The sequence below is a fragment of the Nitratireductor aquimarinus genome, assembly GCF_017255295.1.
GTDB classification, from domain to species: Bacteria; Pseudomonadota; Alphaproteobacteria; order Rhizobiales; family Rhizobiaceae; genus Nitratireductor; species Nitratireductor aquimarinus.
Genome location: NZ_JAFKDE010000002.1, coordinates 750,017 through 766,916 on the forward strand (window position 1 = coordinate 750,017; position 16,900 = coordinate 766,916).

The window sequence follows — 16,900 nt, forward strand, 5'->3', positions numbered from 1 at the left end:
AAGAATGCCTGACTGAAGAGGGGACCGGAATGGGGCGTGATGCGGTTGCGGATGGGAGCCTGTGGTTCGGAGCGCCGGTCAAGGCGCTGACACCCGCCGACGCCGAGCAGGCTGCCGATGCGCTGGAAATGGTGCTTGAGGCCGCCCGTGACAATGAATGCCAACGGTTCGGCGATCTTCTTGCAGGCAAAACCGCGCTGACGGATTTTCTCACGGCCGTGTTCGGGCTGTCGCCATTTCTGCGTGACTTCGCGCGCCGCAACCCGCAGTCGCTGGAAGCCCTGTTCGACACGCCGCTTGCCGCGCGGCTGGATGTTCTTTTCGAGGCAATCGAGCAGAGCGCCTTTGAAGAGGGGCAGAGCGAGAGCGGCCTCATGAAGGCCCTTCGCGATCTGAAGGCCGAGGCGCATTTCTTGATCGCGATTGCCCGCTTGGCAGATGCCGCCGATACGGCGCTCACCACCGAGCGGCTCAGCCTTCTTGCCGACAAATGCATCCGCGCCAGCGTCGACTTTCTTCTCCTTGATGCGGACCGGGCTGGAAAACTCAAACTGCCGGATCGCGCCGACCCCTCCAGCGGCAGTGGCTGGATCGTTCTGGGCATGGGCAAGCTTGGCGCAAATGAACTCAACTTCTCATCCGATATCGACCTGATCGTTCTGGTCGATCCGCACGCGCCCGCCATCCCCGAGCCCTATGAGGCTGTCGATCTGTTCGTACGGCTGACGCGCCGGCTGGTGCGGATCCTTCAGGACCGCACCGAGCATGGCTATGTCTTCCGCACCGATCTGCGGCTGCGGCCCGATCCCGGCTCCACGCCGCTTGCCATCCCGGTCGGAGCCGCCCTTCACTATTACGAGAGCCGTGGCCAGAACTGGGAACGCGCTGCCATGATCAAGGCGCGGCCGATTGCGGGCGATCTCGCAGGCGGCGAGAGCTTCCTCAAGGAGCTGCAGCCCTATGTCTGGCGCAAATATCTCGACTATGCGGCGATTGCAGATGTGCATTCCATCAAGCGCCAGATCCATGCACACAAGGGGCATGGCGAGGTCGCGGTCAAGGGCCACAACGTCAAGCTCGGGCGTGGCGGCATTCGCGAGATCGAGTTCTTCGTTCAGACTCAGCAGCTCATTGCCGGCGGGCGATTTCCGGAGCTGCGCGGGCGGCGCACGGTCACGATGCTGGCGGAGCTTGCCCGCTGCGGCTGGATCGATGATGAAGCGCGCGATGCGCTGACGCACCAGTACTGGTTCCTCAGGGATGTGGAACACGCCCTGCAGATGGTGGCTGACGAACAGACACATACACTGCCGGAAGACGATGACGAGCTGGAGCGCATCGCTCATATGCTGGGCTTTGACAGCGCCGGGTCGTTTGCGGAAACGTTCCGCGAAAGTCTGCGCCTCGTGGAGCAGCATTATGCGGACCTGTTCGAGACCGCGCCGCAGCTTTCGCGCGGGGTCGGCAATCTCGTCTTCACCGGCGATGTGGATGATCCGGGCACACTCGAAACGCTGAGCGAGCTGGGTTTCGAGCGGCCAAGCGACATGTGCCGTGTGATCCGTGGCTGGCACTATGGACGCTACCGCGCGACACAGTCTGCCGAGGCGCGCGAAAGGCTGACCGAGCTGACGCCGGCGCTTCTCGAGGCCTTTGGCGGCACAAGGCGCGCCGATGAGGCGTTGCTGCGCTTCGACACGTTCCTTGCGGGTCTTCCAGCCGGCATTCAGCTTTTCTCGCTGCTACAGTCCAACCCGGCGCTGCTCAACATGCTGGTCAGCATCATGGGAGCGGCCCCAAGGCTGGCGGCGATCATCACACGGCGTCCGCACGTGTTTGACGGTCTGCTCGACCCGGCGCTTCTCTCCGAACTGCCGGATCGCGCCTATCTCGCCGAGCGGCTGGACACGTTTCTGGCCGGAGCCCGGATTTTTGAGGAAATCCTCGACCGGCTGCGCATCTTCGCCGCCGAGCAGAAATTCCTGATCGGCATTCGGCTTCTCACCGGCGTCATTGATGCGTCCCGTGCGGGCAAGGCGTTTTCCGATCTCGCCGATCTTACTGTTGGCTCCGCGCTTGATGCGGTGATCGACAATTTTGCCGAACGCCATGGCCGCATCGCCGGCGGGCGCGCCGCCATTCTGGGCATGGGCAAGCTGGGTAGCCGTGAGTTGACCGCCGGTTCCGACATCGATCTGATCCTGCTTTACGATCACGATGCCGATGCGGATTATTCGGACGGGAAGAAGGAGCTTGCGCCGTCAGAATATTATGCGCGGCTCACCCAGAGGCTGATCGCCGCCGTTTCGGCCCCCACCGCAGAGGGCGTGCTTTACGAACTCGATCTGCGGCTTCGCCCGTCCGGCAACAAGGGGCCGGTCGCCACCAATATCGAGGCCTTCGCCCGTTACCAGCGCAACGAGGCGTGGACATGGGAGCATATGGCGCTGACGCGTTCGCGCGCCGTCGCCGGCGACCCGTCGCTCATGGAACGCGTTGAAGGGGAGGTGGGCGAAATCCTCTCTCTGCCGCGCGATGCCGCGAAGATACGCGGCGAGGCGGCGGAAATGCGTCGCCTGCTCGAAGAGGAAAAGCCGGCCCGCGATATCTGGGATCTGAAGCTGGTTCCCGGCGGTTTGATCGATCTGGAATTCATCGCTCAGGTTGCGGCCCTGACCGGGAATATCGAGGAACAGGGCGAGGAGGCCACGGCAACCGGTGAGGTTCTGTCCGCGCTTTCAGAGGGCTTCTGTCCGCCGCAGGTCCGTCAGGAACTGGTCGATGCGCATGCGCTCTACATGACGCTCACGCAGACCACGCGGCTTTGCCTCGAAGGCGGCTTTGACCCGGACGAAGCGCCGCCGGGCTTTGCCGATCTGCTTCTTCGTCAGACCGACCTGCCGGAACTGCCGGTTCTTGCCGCCCATGTGGAGGAAACCGCGGGCAGGGTGCGCCGGCATTTCGAGGCGCTCATCGGCCTGGTTGGACAGGATTAAGCGAACCAGCCTCTAACGACTGTCATCAGGCGGCCACGGCCGGCTTCTTGCGCTCGCCTGCCGGCAGGCGGACGGACACAATGGTGCCGACGCCTTCGGTCGAGCGGATTTTCAGCACACCGCCATGCAGCTCCGCCAGCGAGCGGGAGATGGCAAGCCCCAGCCCGGAGCCGGTATGGCTCTTGGAGAACTGGTTCTGCACCTGCTCGAAGGGCCGTCCGAGCTTTTTCAGCGCATCGCGCGGAATGCCGCAGCCCGAATCTTCGATGGTCAGCGTCACCGCCTGGCCAACCTTGCGCGCGCGCAGCGAGATGTGTCCGCCTTCGCCGGTGAACTTCACCGCGTTGGAGAGCAGGTTGATGACGATCTGCTTGATGGCGCGGCGGTCTGCGAAAACCTGCATGGTCTCCGGAATATCCATCTTCATGTCGATGGACTTCTCCGCCGCCTGAAGATCCACCACACGCACCGTCTCGCGGATCAGCGGGCACAGGTCGATCTCCTCGCAATCGACGGAGAACTGGCCCGCCTCGATCTTCGACATGTCGAGAATGTCGTTGATCACGCCCAGCAGGTAGGAGCCGCTGGAACAGATGTCCTGAACATATTCCGCATAGCGCTCGGAGCCGAGCGGGCCGAACATGCCCGACTGCATCACCTCGGAGAAACCGATGATGGCGTTGAGCGGCGTGCGCAGCTCATGGGACATGTTGGCCAGGAATTCCGATTTCGCGCGGTTGGCCGCCTCGGCGCGCTCGGTCTCGCGCATGTATTTGCGGTTCAGCTCGCTGAGCTCGCGGGTGCGCTCCTGCTCGGCGCGGCGCGCAAGGCTCAGATCGTGAATGGTCGCCATCAGGCGGCGTTCGCTGTCGACCAGCTTGCCCTGATGCTGCTTCAGCTGGGTAATGTCGGTGCCCACCGACACGGTGCCGCCATCGCGCGTCTTCAGCTCGGTGACCTGCAGCCAGCGTCCGTCTGCGAGCTGGCGCTCATAGGTCGCGCCATTGCCATTGCCGGAGGGGATGGCCAGCCTCCGCTCGGAGCGGAAAGCGGGCGCATGGGCCTCGATGTCGCGCCGGCGCGCGCCGGCCACGATCATGCTCTGGTCAACGCCCAGATCCTGCTTGTACTTCGTGTTGCACATGACGAGGCGCTCTGCGTAGTCCCACAGAACGAAGGATTCGCCGATGCTCTCGATTGCCGTGCGCAGCCGCTGGTCGGCCGCTTCCGTCTGCTGCACCAGCGTGCGCTGCTCGGTCACGTCCACGGCAATGCCGATCAGGTGCAGTTCGGGCGCGTTCGGGTCGACAACCTGCGCGCGGGCGCGCACCCAGACCCACTGGCCATCGGCGCGTTTCATGCGGAAAACCCGGTCCACATGGTCGATCTCGCGCGCCACGATGCGGTTGGCCAGATCAAACAGATCGCCATCCTCGGGGTGGATGATCTCCGCCACCTCGCCGAAGGAAAGCATGTCGTCGGTGGTCTCGTAGCCGAGCATCTCGAACATCGAACGCGACCAGAACATCTTGCCGCGCACCATGTCCCAGTCCCACAGGCCACACTTGCCGCGCACCATGGCCATGTCGACCCGCTGATGGGCCTCCATGTAGATGCGGTCGGCGGCCTGCGCCCGCGCAGCCTGGCTGAAATAGGCGTAGAGGATCACCATCAGGATCGCCGCCGTCAGCGCAAACAGCGTCACGTTCAGCGAGACGGAGCGCCGCCAGTCGGCAAAGAGCGCGTCATGCGAGGTCAGCGCAATCGCCGAGCCATCCTGTCCGGGCACATGCACGAGCGAGGCCAGCCAGCTCTCGCCGCCGATTTCCACGTTCATCACGCCGGCGCGTGCGCCGAACAGGAAGAGCGGCTGCCCGCCTGTCAGAACGGATTCCAGCGAACGGCCGACGAGGTCGGTCCCGTTGGGCGAGCTTGCGATCACGTCGAAACGGCTGTCGGTGATGGCCAGAACGCGCTGGTCTTCGGAACCCGCGCGGCGCATCGCTTCCTCGATCAGCATGCGTGCTTTGTGCGTCGGGTCGGCCTCGGTCGTGTCCACGGCCACGCTTGCGGCAAGCGAATCTGCAGCAAGCGCCAGCATGGTCCGCGCATCGCGTTCGATGTCGTCGCGCCAGGTGAACAGCGAGAGAAGGCGCGCTGCGGCCAGCACCAGCAGAAAGATGATGATCAGAATGGGGATCGAGCGGCGCAGATACGGTTCCACCGCCAGCAGACGCTCGTATGCCGGAGCAGCGATTATCTTGGCATTGCCGGCCAGTCCCATACGCCTTGCGCGTCGGGTTTTTGGCCCGGCAGCCATGCCCGCTATCAGGGGCAAAGCCCAACCCCCTGCCTTCGCCATCCGACGGGCTCCCTCGTTCCTCGGTTAAGTTCGGTGATTCGGCTCCGCCTGCTGCCGAATCATCCATAAGGAATCAAAGGTGATTCGCCTTGTCCAGATGTCATGGTAAAAAACTTATTAATGCGCCCCCTCAGGCCAGTGTCCTTTCAAGGATATCCGCCAGATCGCGCGACAGGTTTTCACGTCCCGCCATGTCGGCAAGAAGCGCGCGGGCATGTTCGCGGCGGCCCTTTTCGAGCGACCGCCACGAGCGGAATGCGGTGGCCAGCCTTGCCGCCACCTGCGGGTTCTGTCCGTCCAGCGCCAGCACCGTGTCGGCGACAAGGCGGTAGCCTTCGCCATCGGCGCTGTGAAAGGCCGTCTGGTTGGCCATGGAGAAGGTGCCGATCAGCGCCCGGACACGGTTGGGATTGGCGAGCGAGAAATGCGGATGCTCCATCAGCGAGCGCACCAGCGATACGGCCCCCTCGGAGGGGATCATGGCCTGGATCTGAAGCCATTTGTCGAGTACCAGCGGCGTGTCGCGATAGCGTTCCTCGAAGGCTGCAAGAGCGGCCCTGCCATCCTCCGTATCGTGGAAATACTGCGCCAGAATGGTCAGCGCGCCGGCGCGCTCGGTCATGTTGTCGGCATCGTCGAACTGCCGGCGTGCGGTCGCAGGGTTCCCTTCGTCGAGCACCAGATATTCCAGCAGCGTGTTGCGCAGGGCGCGGCGTCCGGCGCTGCGGGCATCGGGCGAGAAGGGGGCGTTGTCGTGCAGTCCCTCATAGAGGTCGCCAAACGTCTCCCGTCCTGCCTGCGCAATGGTCTCAAGCAGCGCCCTGCGGGCCGTGTGGATGGCGTCCGGATCGATGTCATGGCCGATTTCACGCGCCACGTCAGCCTCGCTGGGCAGGGTCAGAACCAGTGCGCGGAAAGCCTCTTCCAGCGTTGCATCGGCAGCCAGATCCAGCGCCAGCTGCACGAGATCGTCGGCGAAGGCCGGCTCCTTGCCGCCGCGCACGGCCTTGCTTGCGGCAATCAGCGTGTCGGTGAAGAGCGTCGTGAGCGCCTGCCAGCGCGAGAACGGGTCGCTGTCATGGCGGGCCAGGAACAGCCGGTCGGCGGTTCTGCCCTCGCTGCAAAGCGTCACCGGCGCTGAGAATCCACGGTTGACCGAGAACACTGGCCGCGCATTTACGCCTTTGAAAACAATCGTATGCCGGCGCTTGCGCAGGTGAATGACGCCGTTTTCCACCACCGCGCCCTCAGCGCTTTCATAGGCGAGATCTTCACCTTCCGGCCCGACAAGGCCAAAGGCGAGGGGGATGTGCATCAGCCGCTTGCGGCTTTCAGAAGGTGTCGGCGGAACGGACTGTTCTATCTCCACCGTCAGCGTCTTCGCCCCGGCGTCATAGCGCGAGGAGAGCGCCACATTCGGGGTTCCTGCCTGATGATACCAGAGCGCGAACTGGGTGAGATCACGGCCCGAGGCATCCTCGAAGGCTTTTAGAAAATCCTCAATTGTCACGGCCTGCCCGTCATGCCGCTCGAAATAGAGGTCCATGCCGGCGCGGAACGCCTCTTCACCCAGAATGGTACGCAGCATGCGCACCACTTCCGAGCCCTTTTCGTAGACGGTCGCCGTGTAGAAATTGTTGATCTCGCGATAGCGCCGCGGCCGCACCGGATGGGCAAGCGGTCCCTGATCCTCGGGGAACTGATGCGCCCGGAGCGCGCGCACCTCGCCGATGCGCTTGACCGCGCGCGACCGCTCGTCGGCAGAGAATTCATGGTCGCGGAAAACCGTCAGACCTTCCTTCAGGCAGAGCTGGAACCAGTCCCGGCAAGTGATTCTATTGCCTGTCCAATTATGGAAATACTCATGCGCGATGATCGCCTCGATATTGGCGAAATCGACATCCGTGGCGGTCTCCGCATCGGCCAGCACATATTTGTCGTTGAAGACGTTGAGCCCCTTGTTCTCCATCGCCCCCATGTTGAAATCCGACACGGCCACGATGTTGAACACATCGAGATCGTATTCCCGGCCGAAGCGCTCCTCGTCCCAGCGCATGGAGCGCTTGAGCGCGTCCATCGCGTAGGCGGCGCGTTCTTCCTTGCCGTGCTCCACATAGATGCCGAGCGAGACCTCGCGTCCCGACGCGGTGGTGAAGCTGTCCGTCACCACGCCAAGGTCGCCCGCCACCAGCGCAAACAGGTAGGAGGGTTTGGGGAACGGATCGTGCCAGACGGCAAAGTGCCTGCCATTCTCAAGCGCGCCGCTCTCGACCGGGTTGCCGTTCGACAGAAGCAGGGGGGCAGCCTTGCGGTCGGCTTCCATCCGCACCGTGTAGACCGACAGGATGTCAGGCCGGTCGAGGAAATAGGTGATCCGGCGAAACCCTTCCGCCTCGCACTGCGTGCAGAAGACGCCGCTTGAGACATAAAGCCCCATCAGTGTCGTGTTGCTCGAAGGCAGGACCCGCGTGACAATAGTCAGCTCGAATTCCCGCTCCTCGGGGAGTTTCCGGATGGTCAGCTTGTCGGGCGTCGCCTCGTAGCTCGAGACGGGCACATCGGCTCCGTTGATTCTCAGCGCTTCCAGCGTCAGCGCATCGCCATCGAGTTCCAGCGGCGCATCGTCCGGCGCATTCTCGGCCCGTTCCACCCGGAGCCGCGCCGTCACCAGCGTTTCGTCAGCGTCCAGCGCGAAATCGAGCGCAATCCCGGGGATGAGATAGGCGCTGGGTTTGTAGTCTTCGAGACGAAAAATCTGGCCGCTTTCTGTACGCATCTTCACTCTTTCCATGACCTGTGGCGCAGTGCGGGAAAATCCGCGTCCGCCTGGCCCAACAAAATCGGATTGCGGCTCTTTACACAACCATCCGGCTCGACAAAACTAAGGCATCAAACGTCGCTCGACTGTTTCCAGCCAGCTCACCGAACATCGGCCAGGAATTTTTGGCCAGAAGGGATTCCGCATGACTGTGATGACGCCGAAATTCGGCATGGGGGCTTCGGTCCGCCGCAAGGAGGATGCGGCTTTCATCACGGGCCGGGGACACTATACAGACGATTTCCTGCCCGAGGGTACGCTGCATCTCTATGTGCTGCGCTCGCCCGTCGCCAAGGCAACCTTCACCATTTCCTCGATTGAGGAAGCGCAGGCGTCGCCGGGCGTTCATCTGGTGCTGACCGGCGCCGATGTGGCGCATCTCAAGGATCTGCGCTCCGGCGCGATGCAGAAGCAGCCCGATGGCACGCGCGCGCCGACGCGCGACATCCCGATTCTCTGCCGCGACCGCGTGCAGTATGTCGGTGATGCCGTGGCGCTCGTGGTGGCCGACAGCCGCGCCCAGGCGCAGGATGCCGCAGAACTGATCGATATCGATTTCGACGATGAAGAGGCGATTGCGGCAACCGCCGAAGCGCTTTCGGAAGACGCGCCGCTGGTCTGGCCGGAACTCGGGTCAAACCGCGCCTTCCTTTATCATGTGGGTGACAAGGAAAAGTCCGACGCCGCCTTTGCCAAAGCGGACCACGTGTCGCGCATCGAGTTCGTCAACAACCGTCTGGTCTGCAATTACATGGAGCCGCGCGCGGCGCTGGCCGAATGGCGCGACGATGAAAACCGCTATGTGCTGACAACCGGCTCGCAGGGCGTGCACTCCATGCGCGGCATTCTGTGCAAGACGTTCGGCATCGAGCCGGAAAACCTCCGGGTCATCACGCCGGATGTGGGCGGCGGTTTTGGCCCGAAAACCTTCGTCTACCGCGAATACGCCATGGTGATGGAAGCCGCGAAGCGCCTTGGCCGTCCGGTCAAGTGGACGGGCGACCGCAACGAGCATTTCATGACCGACGCGCAGGGGCGCGACAATGTCGTGACCGCTGAAATGGCGATGGATTCAGAAGGCCGTTTCCTTGGTCTTCGCGTGGATCTCACGGCCAATATGGGCGCGTATATCTCGCAATATGGCCCGTTCATTCCGTTCGTTGGCGTGTCCATGTCGACGGGCGTCTACGATATTCAGGCGCTCGATGTAACGATCAACGGCGTCTACACCAACACCTGCCCGGTGGACGCCTATCGTGGCGCGGGGCGCCCGGAAGCTGCCTTCCTGCTGGAGAAGCTGGTGGATGTCTGCGCCCGCGATCTCGACATGGGACGCGAGGAAATCCGCCGCCGCAATTTCATCAGGCCCGAGCAGTTCCCCTATCGCACCCAGACCGGCCGTCTCTACGATGTCGGTGAGTTCGAAGGGCACATGAACAAGTGCATGGAAAATGCCGGCTGGAGCACGTTCGATGAGCGGGCGGATCAGGCACGCCAAAACGGAAAGCTGCGCGGCATCGGCATGGCCACCTATATCGAGGCCTGCGCCTTCGCAGGCTCCGAGCCGGCCCATGTAAAGCTCAATGACGATGGCACGGTTACGCTTCTGATCGGCACCCAGTCCAACGGACAGGGGCACGCCACGGCCTATGCGCAGTTCGTGGCCGACAAGCTCAATCTCGACATCGACAAAATCACTGTGCGCCAGGGCGACACGGATGAGCTGGCGTCGGGCGGTGGCACGGGCGGTTCGCGCTCCATTCCGCTGGGCGGCGTCTCCGCCGCGCGCGCCGGTGAAGACCTTGCCGAGAAAATCCGCAAGTTGGCGGCCGACGAACTTGAAGCGTCCGTCGACGATATCGAGCTTTCAGGCGGGGCGGCGCGCATCGTCGGTACGGACCGCGCGGTCGATTTCGCAGCCATCGCCAAGGCCGCCAAGGCTCCCGAGGATGTCGAAGGGTTCGGCGAGTTCGTGCAGGAAGAGGCGACCTATCCGAACGGCACCCATATCTGCGAGGTCGAGATCGACCCGGATACGGGCCGCACGGAGGTGCTTGATTACTGGATCGTCGATGATTTCGGCGCAACGGTGAACCCGATCCTGCTGGCCGGCCAGGTGCATGGCGGCGTTGCCCAGGGGCTTGGACAGGCGCTGACGGAAGACACGGTCTATGGCGAAGACGGCCAGCTCATCACGGCCAGCTTCATGGATTACGCCATGCCGCGCGCCGATGATCTGCCTTTCATCCATTTCGAGACGCGCAACGTGCCGTCCACCACCAATGCCATGGGCATCAAGGGGGCGGGCGAGGCCGGCACCATTGGCGCAACGCCGGCGGTTCTGAACGCAGTCACGGATGCGCTCTACCGCGCCCACGGCATCGACCATATCGACATGCCGACCACGCCATCGCGCGTCTGGGAGGCTATCCGCATGGCCCGGGAGGCAGACGCGGCATGAGGCAGGCCTGCGCATACGCCCTGGAATGCTCTCCCATCCCCAGAAGCTGCTTTTCAGGATTTTAGAGAATGCCTGCTGTGACCGAACTCGGCGCGGAACGCCAGCCACTCATCGGCATCGCGCTGAAAGTCATCTCGGTCTCCATCTTCGTCGTCATGTCCTCGCTGATCAAATCGGCGGGGACCGTGCCGTCCGGACAGATCGTCTTCTATCGCTCCTTCTTCGCGATCTTCCCGATCCTCGCCATGCTCGCCTGGCGCAAGGAGCTGTCGACCGCCTTTCGCACCACGCATCCCGTCAGCCACATCATGCGTGGCCTTGTCGGCGTGACCTCCATGGGGCTCGGCTTCTTCGCGCTCACGCGCCTGCCGCTGCCTGACGCGATCACCCTCAATTACGCGCAGCCGCTCATCGTGGTGGTGTTTTCGGCCATCTTTATGGGCGAGATCGTGCGCGTCTATCGCTGGAGCGCGGTGGCCGTCGGCTTTATCGGTGTCATCATCATCGCGTGGCCGAAACTCACCCTTTTGACCGGGGACGCCGGTCTTGAGGCCGCGCAGGCGGTGGGCGTCATTGCGGCCCTTTGCGCGGCGACGGGCTCTGCCGTCGCCATGCTTCTCGTCCGTCGGCTGGTGCAGACGGAAAAGACCGCCACCATTGTTCTCTGGTTTTCCGTCACGGCCACGGTGCTGGCGCTCTTCACCATCCCGTTCGGCTGGGCAGACCTGACGCGCGATCAGTATCTGGCCCTTGCCGGGGCGGGCGTGTGCGGCGGCGTCGCGCAGATCCTCATGACGGAGTGCTACCGCCATGCGGAGCTCTCCACCATCGCGCCGTTCGAATACACCTCGATGCTGCTTGCCATCATCATCGGCTATTTCGCCTTTGGCGATGTGCCGACCATCTACACGCTGGTCGGCGGCACCATCGTCATCAGCGCCGGTCTGTTCATCATCTGGCGCGAGCGCAGGCTTGGCCTCCGGCGCGTTGCCGCGCGCCGCTTCGTGCCGCCGGCCTCCTGAAGGCCGGCGCAGCCGCGCCGCCTTTTCAAAGGCCGATGGGCAGGTCGGGCCAGAGCGGCCCGTAGCGCTCTTCTTCCTTCAGGCTGTGGCTGCCGAAATGATAGCGAAAGCCCGCGAAGACGCCGTGTGAAACCGTCTTCTCGGCGCTGCCATCGGCCTGCGCCAGCTGGTAGCGATAGCCGCCAAAGCTGCTGAACGGCAGCTCGTGCGGCCGGTAGCTCACCTCCGCGCCGAGCCCGTAGATGACCGGGTCGTCCTCGATGGTGAGAGGGCGCTCATAAGTGCCCTGAAGGCCAAGGCGAAACTGATCCGTCACATAGTAGCGTGCGCCAAGCATGGTGAAGGCGCTGTCGCTCGCCTCCTGCTCGGTCATCTTCCGGCGCAGACCGGCTGCGGCCAGAAGCGTGGTCTTCTCCGAAAAGAGCGCTGCCTCCACGCCGCCGGCCGCACTGTCCACGCGTTTCCATTCATCGCCTGCGATGGCGGTTGCCGGCTTTGCGCGTTCGGTCGCCAGACTGCCGAAGGCTCCAAGCGCATAGCGCTCCGGGTCGCGATGATAGAGATGCGCCGTACCCTGCGTGCGCTGTCGCCTGTCGCCGTTCAGCTCCGAATGCCGGTGCTTTACATTGCCCTGCACGTTCCAGCCCGCGCCGATCCGTCGGTTGGCTTTTGCCGCCACGGAAACAGTCGAGCTGCGCCCGCTTTCGCCGGCCACCCTGCCATCGCCATCCGACTGGCGATATTCGATCACACCCATGGTGCGCGCATGCCTGATGGAGCCGCTCTGGGCACTCCGATACCGCTCCAGCGCCTCATGCGCCAGAAGATCAGCACCGAATGCCTGGCTGGGCAGGAATGCAAAAGTGAGGATCAGAAAGAGAAAAAGAAGAACCACGCGCCCCCCGGATATAACGCGAACACACATGCTCGACTCCGGGACGTTGTTGAGGCTGTCGACTGTGCCCCAACAGGGTTAATGCGGGCTTAAGCGGCTCTACGCGCCAGCGCCTTCCAGCTTCACCTTGATCGCGAGAAGGTCATGCCATGCGAGCTTCTTGTGGGCGGGGTTGCGCAGCAGATAGGCCGGGTGCAGCGTCGGCATGGTCGGAATTTCCTGACCACCCGGGGTCTTGTGCAGCGCCCAGTTGCCGCGCATGCGCATGATGCCCGTCTGCGTGTTGAGCAGCAGCTTCGTCGAAGGGTTGCCCAGCGTCACCAGAACTTTCGGCGCGACCAACTCGATATGGCGCTCGATGAAGGGGCGGCAGATCTCCGTCTCAAGCGGAGATGGATCGCGGTTGCCCGGCGGCCGCCACGGGATGACATTGGAAATGTAGACCGATGTGCGGTCGAGGCCGATAGCCGCCAGCATGCGGTCGAGCAGCTTGCCGGAGCGCCCGACAAAGGGCAGGCCCTGAAGATCCTCGTCGCGGCCGGGCGCTTCGCCCACAAGCATCACGGCGGCCTGCGGGTTGCCGTCGGAGAAGACGGTGTTCTTCGCGGTCGTTTTCAGATTGCAGCCATCGAAGGCGGCGAGCTGTTCGCGCAGTTCCTCCAGCGTGTTTGCGCTTTTGGCGATCTCGCGTGCGCGGGCTGCCTGCGCATCGTCGGGAATGGCCGCGCGCTGCGAGCTTGGAAGGGGCGGCGCCTGGATCTGCGCTGCCGGCGCTTTCTTCTTCTGCTCCTGCGCGGCCGGCGCGCGGCGTGCGGCGCGCTTTTCCGCCTCGACCCGGGTTTCCTCAAACCGGTCGGCGGCAGATTCCAGCAGGGACTCATCCACGCCGGCATCGGCGTAGAATGTCAGAAGCTCCCTTAGTCCTGCGGAATCCATCGTGCCCGAAATCCTGCCCGAAATCCTGATTGTCGCCGGTTGGCGGTGAAGCGGCACTTTCTCTTTCTTTGCCTGCCGTTGCAAGTTCACGAAGCGGGAATGCGTGGATCCTGCACCAGATAAAAGACCGGCTGGGGCGTCAGATCGGTAATCAGCAGGCGAAATGTGACGGAATGCCCCGCATCCACCGTACCGGACTGAAAGAGCAGTCGGTCATGGGGCTCGAATTTGCGGTCGTGGCTTTTAAAGGCGTCAGAGCCCACATGGTCGCTGCCCACATTGCGCTGGTCGAACGAAAGCCCGTCACCATAGACGCTGGAAACCCCGCGCTTCTCCTGAAGTTCGAACTCGAATTCCACCCAGGGCAGATTGCTCGCATTCAGCGTTTCGATCTCGATGAAGAGATAACCAGCGCCCGCGCGCTCGTCATATGCATAGCGCGGCGTCTCTCCGATGAGGCGAATGACCATCACCACCGCCGATGCGGTGTAGAGTTCCTGTTGAAGGATGACGGGATCACTGCGCGAACCGCTGCCGGAAACCGCGCGGATGCGAAACCCGCCGCTCTCGTCCGAGAAGGCGTATGGCCCCGCCTGCCAGCGCCCGTCATCTCCCGGCTCCGCAGCCAGCAGGCATGCGAGCAGGGGCAGGGCGATCATGGTTGCGGCGCGAGGCAGGATAACACCTCCCTTCCTGCCGCATTATATCGCCATCGGTACTTTCCGCGAAATGGAATGGCGTTAGCCCAATTCAGCTGCCCAGCTCAGCCGCCCACTTGCCAGTTCGAGATCGTCTGAGAGGGATAGACCAGCTGAAGAATGTTGAGCGTGAGGTTGTCGCGGATCATCACAGCCATGAAGATCTCGGTCGCCACCACCAGAACGATGCTCAGCCATACTGGCGATATGCGGGCAACGAAGAAGCCGACAATCGTCGCGGCGGTATCGGAGAGCGAGTTCAGCACGCTGTCTCCGTAATACCCCTCCGCCAGCGCCGATTCCCGATAGCGGTTGATCACCATCGGCGTGTTTTCGGCCATCTCCCATGCCGCTTCGAGACCCACCGCCAGCGTGAGGCGAATTCCAATCGGCAGGCGTGGCGCGACAAGCCAGAGCAGCGCATAGAACAGCAGGCCGTGGAGAAAGTGCGAATAGGTGTACCAGTCGCCGATATGCTGCGAGGTTTCCGGTCCCGACGGATCCGAATACCAGAGTTTGACCGTGCCGCAGTCGCAGATGGTCGTCTGCCCCATCAGCTTCAGAAACAGCGCCTGTATCGCCAGAATACCGAGAACGCAGAACGCGGTGATCGCAACCGGTCTTTGCCGATATGCTCTCAGAAGCGCATTTTCACTCGCATTCACGCGCACGCTCTCCTTCTCAATTGAAACACCGGGCTCAATTCGGAACATCCAGCCGACAGCCGGATTGCATTCTTGCCTGACGCTCTCGAAACCGCGCGACACTGATGGGATTCGGGAAGGCTGGCAAACAGGAATTGCCCAGCACCAGATTGCCCAATATTTACGTTTACGTTAAAGTAAGTCATATGTTTGCAGCAATCAGGAATGGGTTGATGCAACTTCTCTGGTTTCGATAGGGGCGCGGATGCGCTATAGCCCGGCGTTGAAACCGTTATGCGGGGCTGATTTGTATCCGGTCCGCACCGGCCCATATTCGGGTCGAAACCATGGTGCGCTAGAGAAAAAGACTGCGGAGGGTTAAATGAGCGAGATGGAACGCGAAAGCATGGAATTCGATGTGGTCATCGTCGGCGCAGGGCCGGCAGGACTGGCCGCATCCATCAGGCTCAAGCAGCTTGATCCCGAGCTTTCCATCGTCGTGCTCGAAAAGGGCGGTGAGGTTGGCGCGCACATCCTGTCGGGCGCGGTTGTCGATCCCATCGGTATCGACCGCCTGCTTCCCGACTGGCGTGAAGATCCTGACCACCCGTTCAAGACGCCGGTCACCGACGATCAGTTTCTGGTGCTGGGGCCGGCAGGCTCCATCCGCCTGCCCAATTTCCTCATGCCGCCGCTCATGAACAATCACGGCAATTACGCCGTGTCGCTTGGCAATGTGTGCCGCTGGCTCGCCGGCCATGCCGAGGCGCTTGGCGTCGAAATCTATCCGGGCTTCGCCGCAGCCGAAGTCCTCTACAATGACGAAGGCGCAGTCATCGGCGTCGCCACGGGCGACATGGGCGTTGAGCGTGATGGCTCGCACGGTCCCAACTACCAGCCGGGCATGGCGCTTTTGGGCAAATATGTGCTGATCGGTGAGGGCGTGCGCGGCTCGCTCGCCAAGCAGCTCATCGCCCGGTTCGGTCTCGACGAAGAGCGTGAGCCGCAGAAGTTCGGCATCGGCCTCAAGGAGCTCTGGGAGGTCAAGCCGGAGAACCACAAGCCCGGTCTCGTCCAGCACTCCTTCGGCTGGCCGCTCGACATGAAAACCGGCGGCGGTTCCTTCCTCTACCATCTGGAAAACAACCAGGTGGCGGTCGGTTTCGTGGTTCACCTGAACTACAAGAACCCTTTCCTCTCGCCGTTTCAGGAGTTCCAGCGCTTCAAGACGCATCCGGCCATTCGCGACACGTTCGAGGGCGGCAAGCGCCTCTCCTATGGCGCGCGCGCCATCACCGAGGGCGGCTGGCAGTCCGTGCCCAAGCTCGTCTTCCCGGGCGGCGCGCTCATCGGCTGTTCCGCAGGTTTCGTCAACGTGCCGCGCATCAAGGGCTCGCACAATGCGGTTCTGTCCGGCATGCTCGCCGCCGAACACGTTGTCGAGGCGCTCGGGGCAGGGCGCACCAATGACACGCTTGAAGGCTATGAGGCCGCCTGGCGCGCCTCCGACATCGGCAAGGATCTGAAAAAGGTCCGCAACGTCAAGCCGCTCTGGTCGCGCTTCGGCACGCTTCTGGGCGTCGGCATCGGCGGTCTCGACATGTGGCTGAACTCGCTGTTCGGCGTTTCGCCCTTCGGCACGATGAAGCACGGCAAGACCGATGCCGCCTCGCTTGAGCCGGCCGCGAAACACGCGCCCATCGATTACCCCAAGCCCGATGGTGTTCTCACCTTCGACCGTCTCTCCTCGGTCTTCCTGTCCAACACCAACCATGAGGAAGAGCAACCCGTTCATCTTCAGGTGAAGGACATGGAGCTGCAGAAGACTTCGGAATACGGCGTCTTTGCCGGCCCGTCCTCGCGCTATTGCCCGGCGGGCGTCTATGAATGGGTGGATGCCGACGGCAACGCGCTGACCGATGGCAGCGATGTGGCTGACGCGCGTTTTGTCATCAACGCGCAGAACTGCGTCCACTGCAAAACCTGCGATATCAAGGACCCGAACCAGAACATCAACTGGGTGCCGCCGCAGGGTGGCGAAGGGCCCGTCTACACCGGGATGTAACCG

The 16,900-nt window shown here is 62.8% G+C and carries 10 protein-coding genes; 4 read left to right on the forward strand and 6 right to left on the reverse strand.

Translation table 11 applies throughout. The annotated features are described in order from the left end of the window. Positions 1-29 precede the first annotated feature (29 nt). On the forward strand, positions 30-2,996 hold the full coding sequence (locus tag JYP46_RS03930; RefSeq protein WP_206547323.1) for a bifunctional [glutamine synthetase] adenylyltransferase/[glutamine synthetase]-adenylyl-L-tyrosine phosphorylase: 2,967 nt from the start codon (positions 30-32) through the stop codon (positions 2,994-2,996). A 25-nt stretch (positions 2,997-3,021) separates the two neighbouring features. Here the strand turns inward: JYP46_RS03930 and JYP46_RS03935 are convergent, their stop codons facing one another. Both JYP46_RS03935 and pepN read right to left on the reverse strand, forming a co-directional pair. After that, positions 3,022-5,358 (reverse strand): PAS domain-containing sensor histidine kinase, encoded by a 2,337-nt coding sequence (locus JYP46_RS03935; protein WP_162742259.1) that lies wholly within the window; start codon positions 5,356-5,358, stop codon positions 3,022-3,024. A 130-nt stretch (positions 5,359-5,488) separates the two neighbouring features. Then, entirely contained in the window at positions 5,489-8,134 is a 2,646-nt protein-coding gene (pepN, locus tag JYP46_RS03940) for an aminopeptidase N (RefSeq protein WP_206547324.1), read from the reverse strand. A gap of 187 nt (positions 8,135-8,321) precedes the next feature. Between pepN and JYP46_RS03945 the strand changes: the two genes are divergently transcribed. After that, positions 8,322-10,637, forward strand: coding sequence for a xanthine dehydrogenase family protein molybdopterin-binding subunit (locus tag JYP46_RS03945; protein WP_206547325.1), 2,316 nt, complete (start codon positions 8,322-8,324; stop codon positions 10,635-10,637). Between the two features lie 68 nt (positions 10,638-10,705). Beyond that, positions 10,706-11,659, forward strand: a complete 954-nt coding sequence (locus JYP46_RS03950; protein ID WP_113154626.1) for a DMT family transporter — start codon at positions 10,706-10,708, stop codon at positions 11,657-11,659. A gap of 25 nt (positions 11,660-11,684) precedes the next feature. Here JYP46_RS03950 and JYP46_RS03955 read toward each other — a convergent pair whose 3' ends face one another. The 4 genes from JYP46_RS03955 to JYP46_RS03970 form a co-directional block, all read right to left on the reverse strand. Beyond that, positions 11,685-12,554, reverse strand: coding sequence for a hypothetical protein (locus tag JYP46_RS03955; RefSeq protein WP_206547326.1), 870 nt, complete (start codon positions 12,552-12,554; stop codon positions 11,685-11,687). A gap of 99 nt (positions 12,555-12,653) precedes the next feature. Next, the gene (locus tag JYP46_RS03960; RefSeq protein ID WP_206547327.1) at positions 12,654-13,490 is read right to left on the reverse strand and encodes a uracil-DNA glycosylase; all 837 of its coding nucleotides are present in this window, start codon (positions 13,488-13,490) and stop codon (positions 12,654-12,656) included. A gap of 86 nt (positions 13,491-13,576) precedes the next feature. Next, positions 13,577-14,149 carry a hypothetical protein gene (locus tag JYP46_RS03965; RefSeq protein ID WP_206547328.1) on the reverse strand — a complete coding sequence of 191 codons (573 nt, stop codon included), beginning with the start codon at positions 14,147-14,149 and terminating at the stop codon, positions 13,577-13,579. 104 nt (positions 14,150-14,253) lie between these two features. Further along, positions 14,254-14,853 (reverse strand): DUF2585 family protein, encoded by a 600-nt coding sequence (locus JYP46_RS03970; RefSeq protein WP_328850063.1) that lies wholly within the window; start codon positions 14,851-14,853, stop codon positions 14,254-14,256. A 361-nt stretch (positions 14,854-15,214) separates the two neighbouring features. Between JYP46_RS03970 and JYP46_RS03975 the strand changes: the two genes are divergently transcribed. Continuing rightward, on the forward strand, positions 15,215-16,897 hold the full coding sequence (locus JYP46_RS03975) for an electron transfer flavoprotein-ubiquinone oxidoreductase (protein WP_206547330.1): 1,683 nt from the start codon (positions 15,215-15,217) through the stop codon (positions 16,895-16,897). Positions 16,898-16,900: the final 3 nt, after the last annotated feature.

What these genes read in the sequence shown, in the direction of transcription:
- JYP46_RS03930 (WP_206547323.1), top strand. Translation starts at nt 30, where the DNA reads ATGGGGCGTGATGCGGTTGCGGATGGGAGCCTGTGGTTCGGAGCGCCG.
- JYP46_RS03935 (WP_162742259.1), bottom strand. Translation starts at nt 5,358, where the DNA reads ATGGCGAAGGCAGGGGGTTGGGCTTTGCCCCTGATAGCGGGCATGGCT.
- pepN (WP_206547324.1), bottom strand. Translation starts at nt 8,134, where the DNA reads ATGCGTACAGAAAGCGGCCAGATTTTTCGTCTCGAAGACTACAAACCC.
- JYP46_RS03945 (WP_206547325.1), top strand. Translation starts at nt 8,322, where the DNA reads ATGACTGTGATGACGCCGAAATTCGGCATGGGGGCTTCGGTCCGCCGC.
- JYP46_RS03950 (WP_113154626.1), top strand. Translation starts at nt 10,706, where the DNA reads ATGCCTGCTGTGACCGAACTCGGCGCGGAACGCCAGCCACTCATCGGC.
- JYP46_RS03960 (WP_206547327.1), bottom strand. Translation starts at nt 13,490, where the DNA reads ATGGATTCCGCAGGACTAAGGGAGCTTCTGACATTCTACGCCGATGCC.
- JYP46_RS03965 (WP_206547328.1), bottom strand. Translation starts at nt 14,149, where the DNA reads ATGATCGCCCTGCCCCTGCTCGCATGCCTGCTGGCTGCGGAGCCGGGA.
- JYP46_RS03975 (WP_206547330.1), top strand. Translation starts at nt 15,215, where the DNA reads ATGAGCGAGATGGAACGCGAAAGCATGGAATTCGATGTGGTCATCGTC.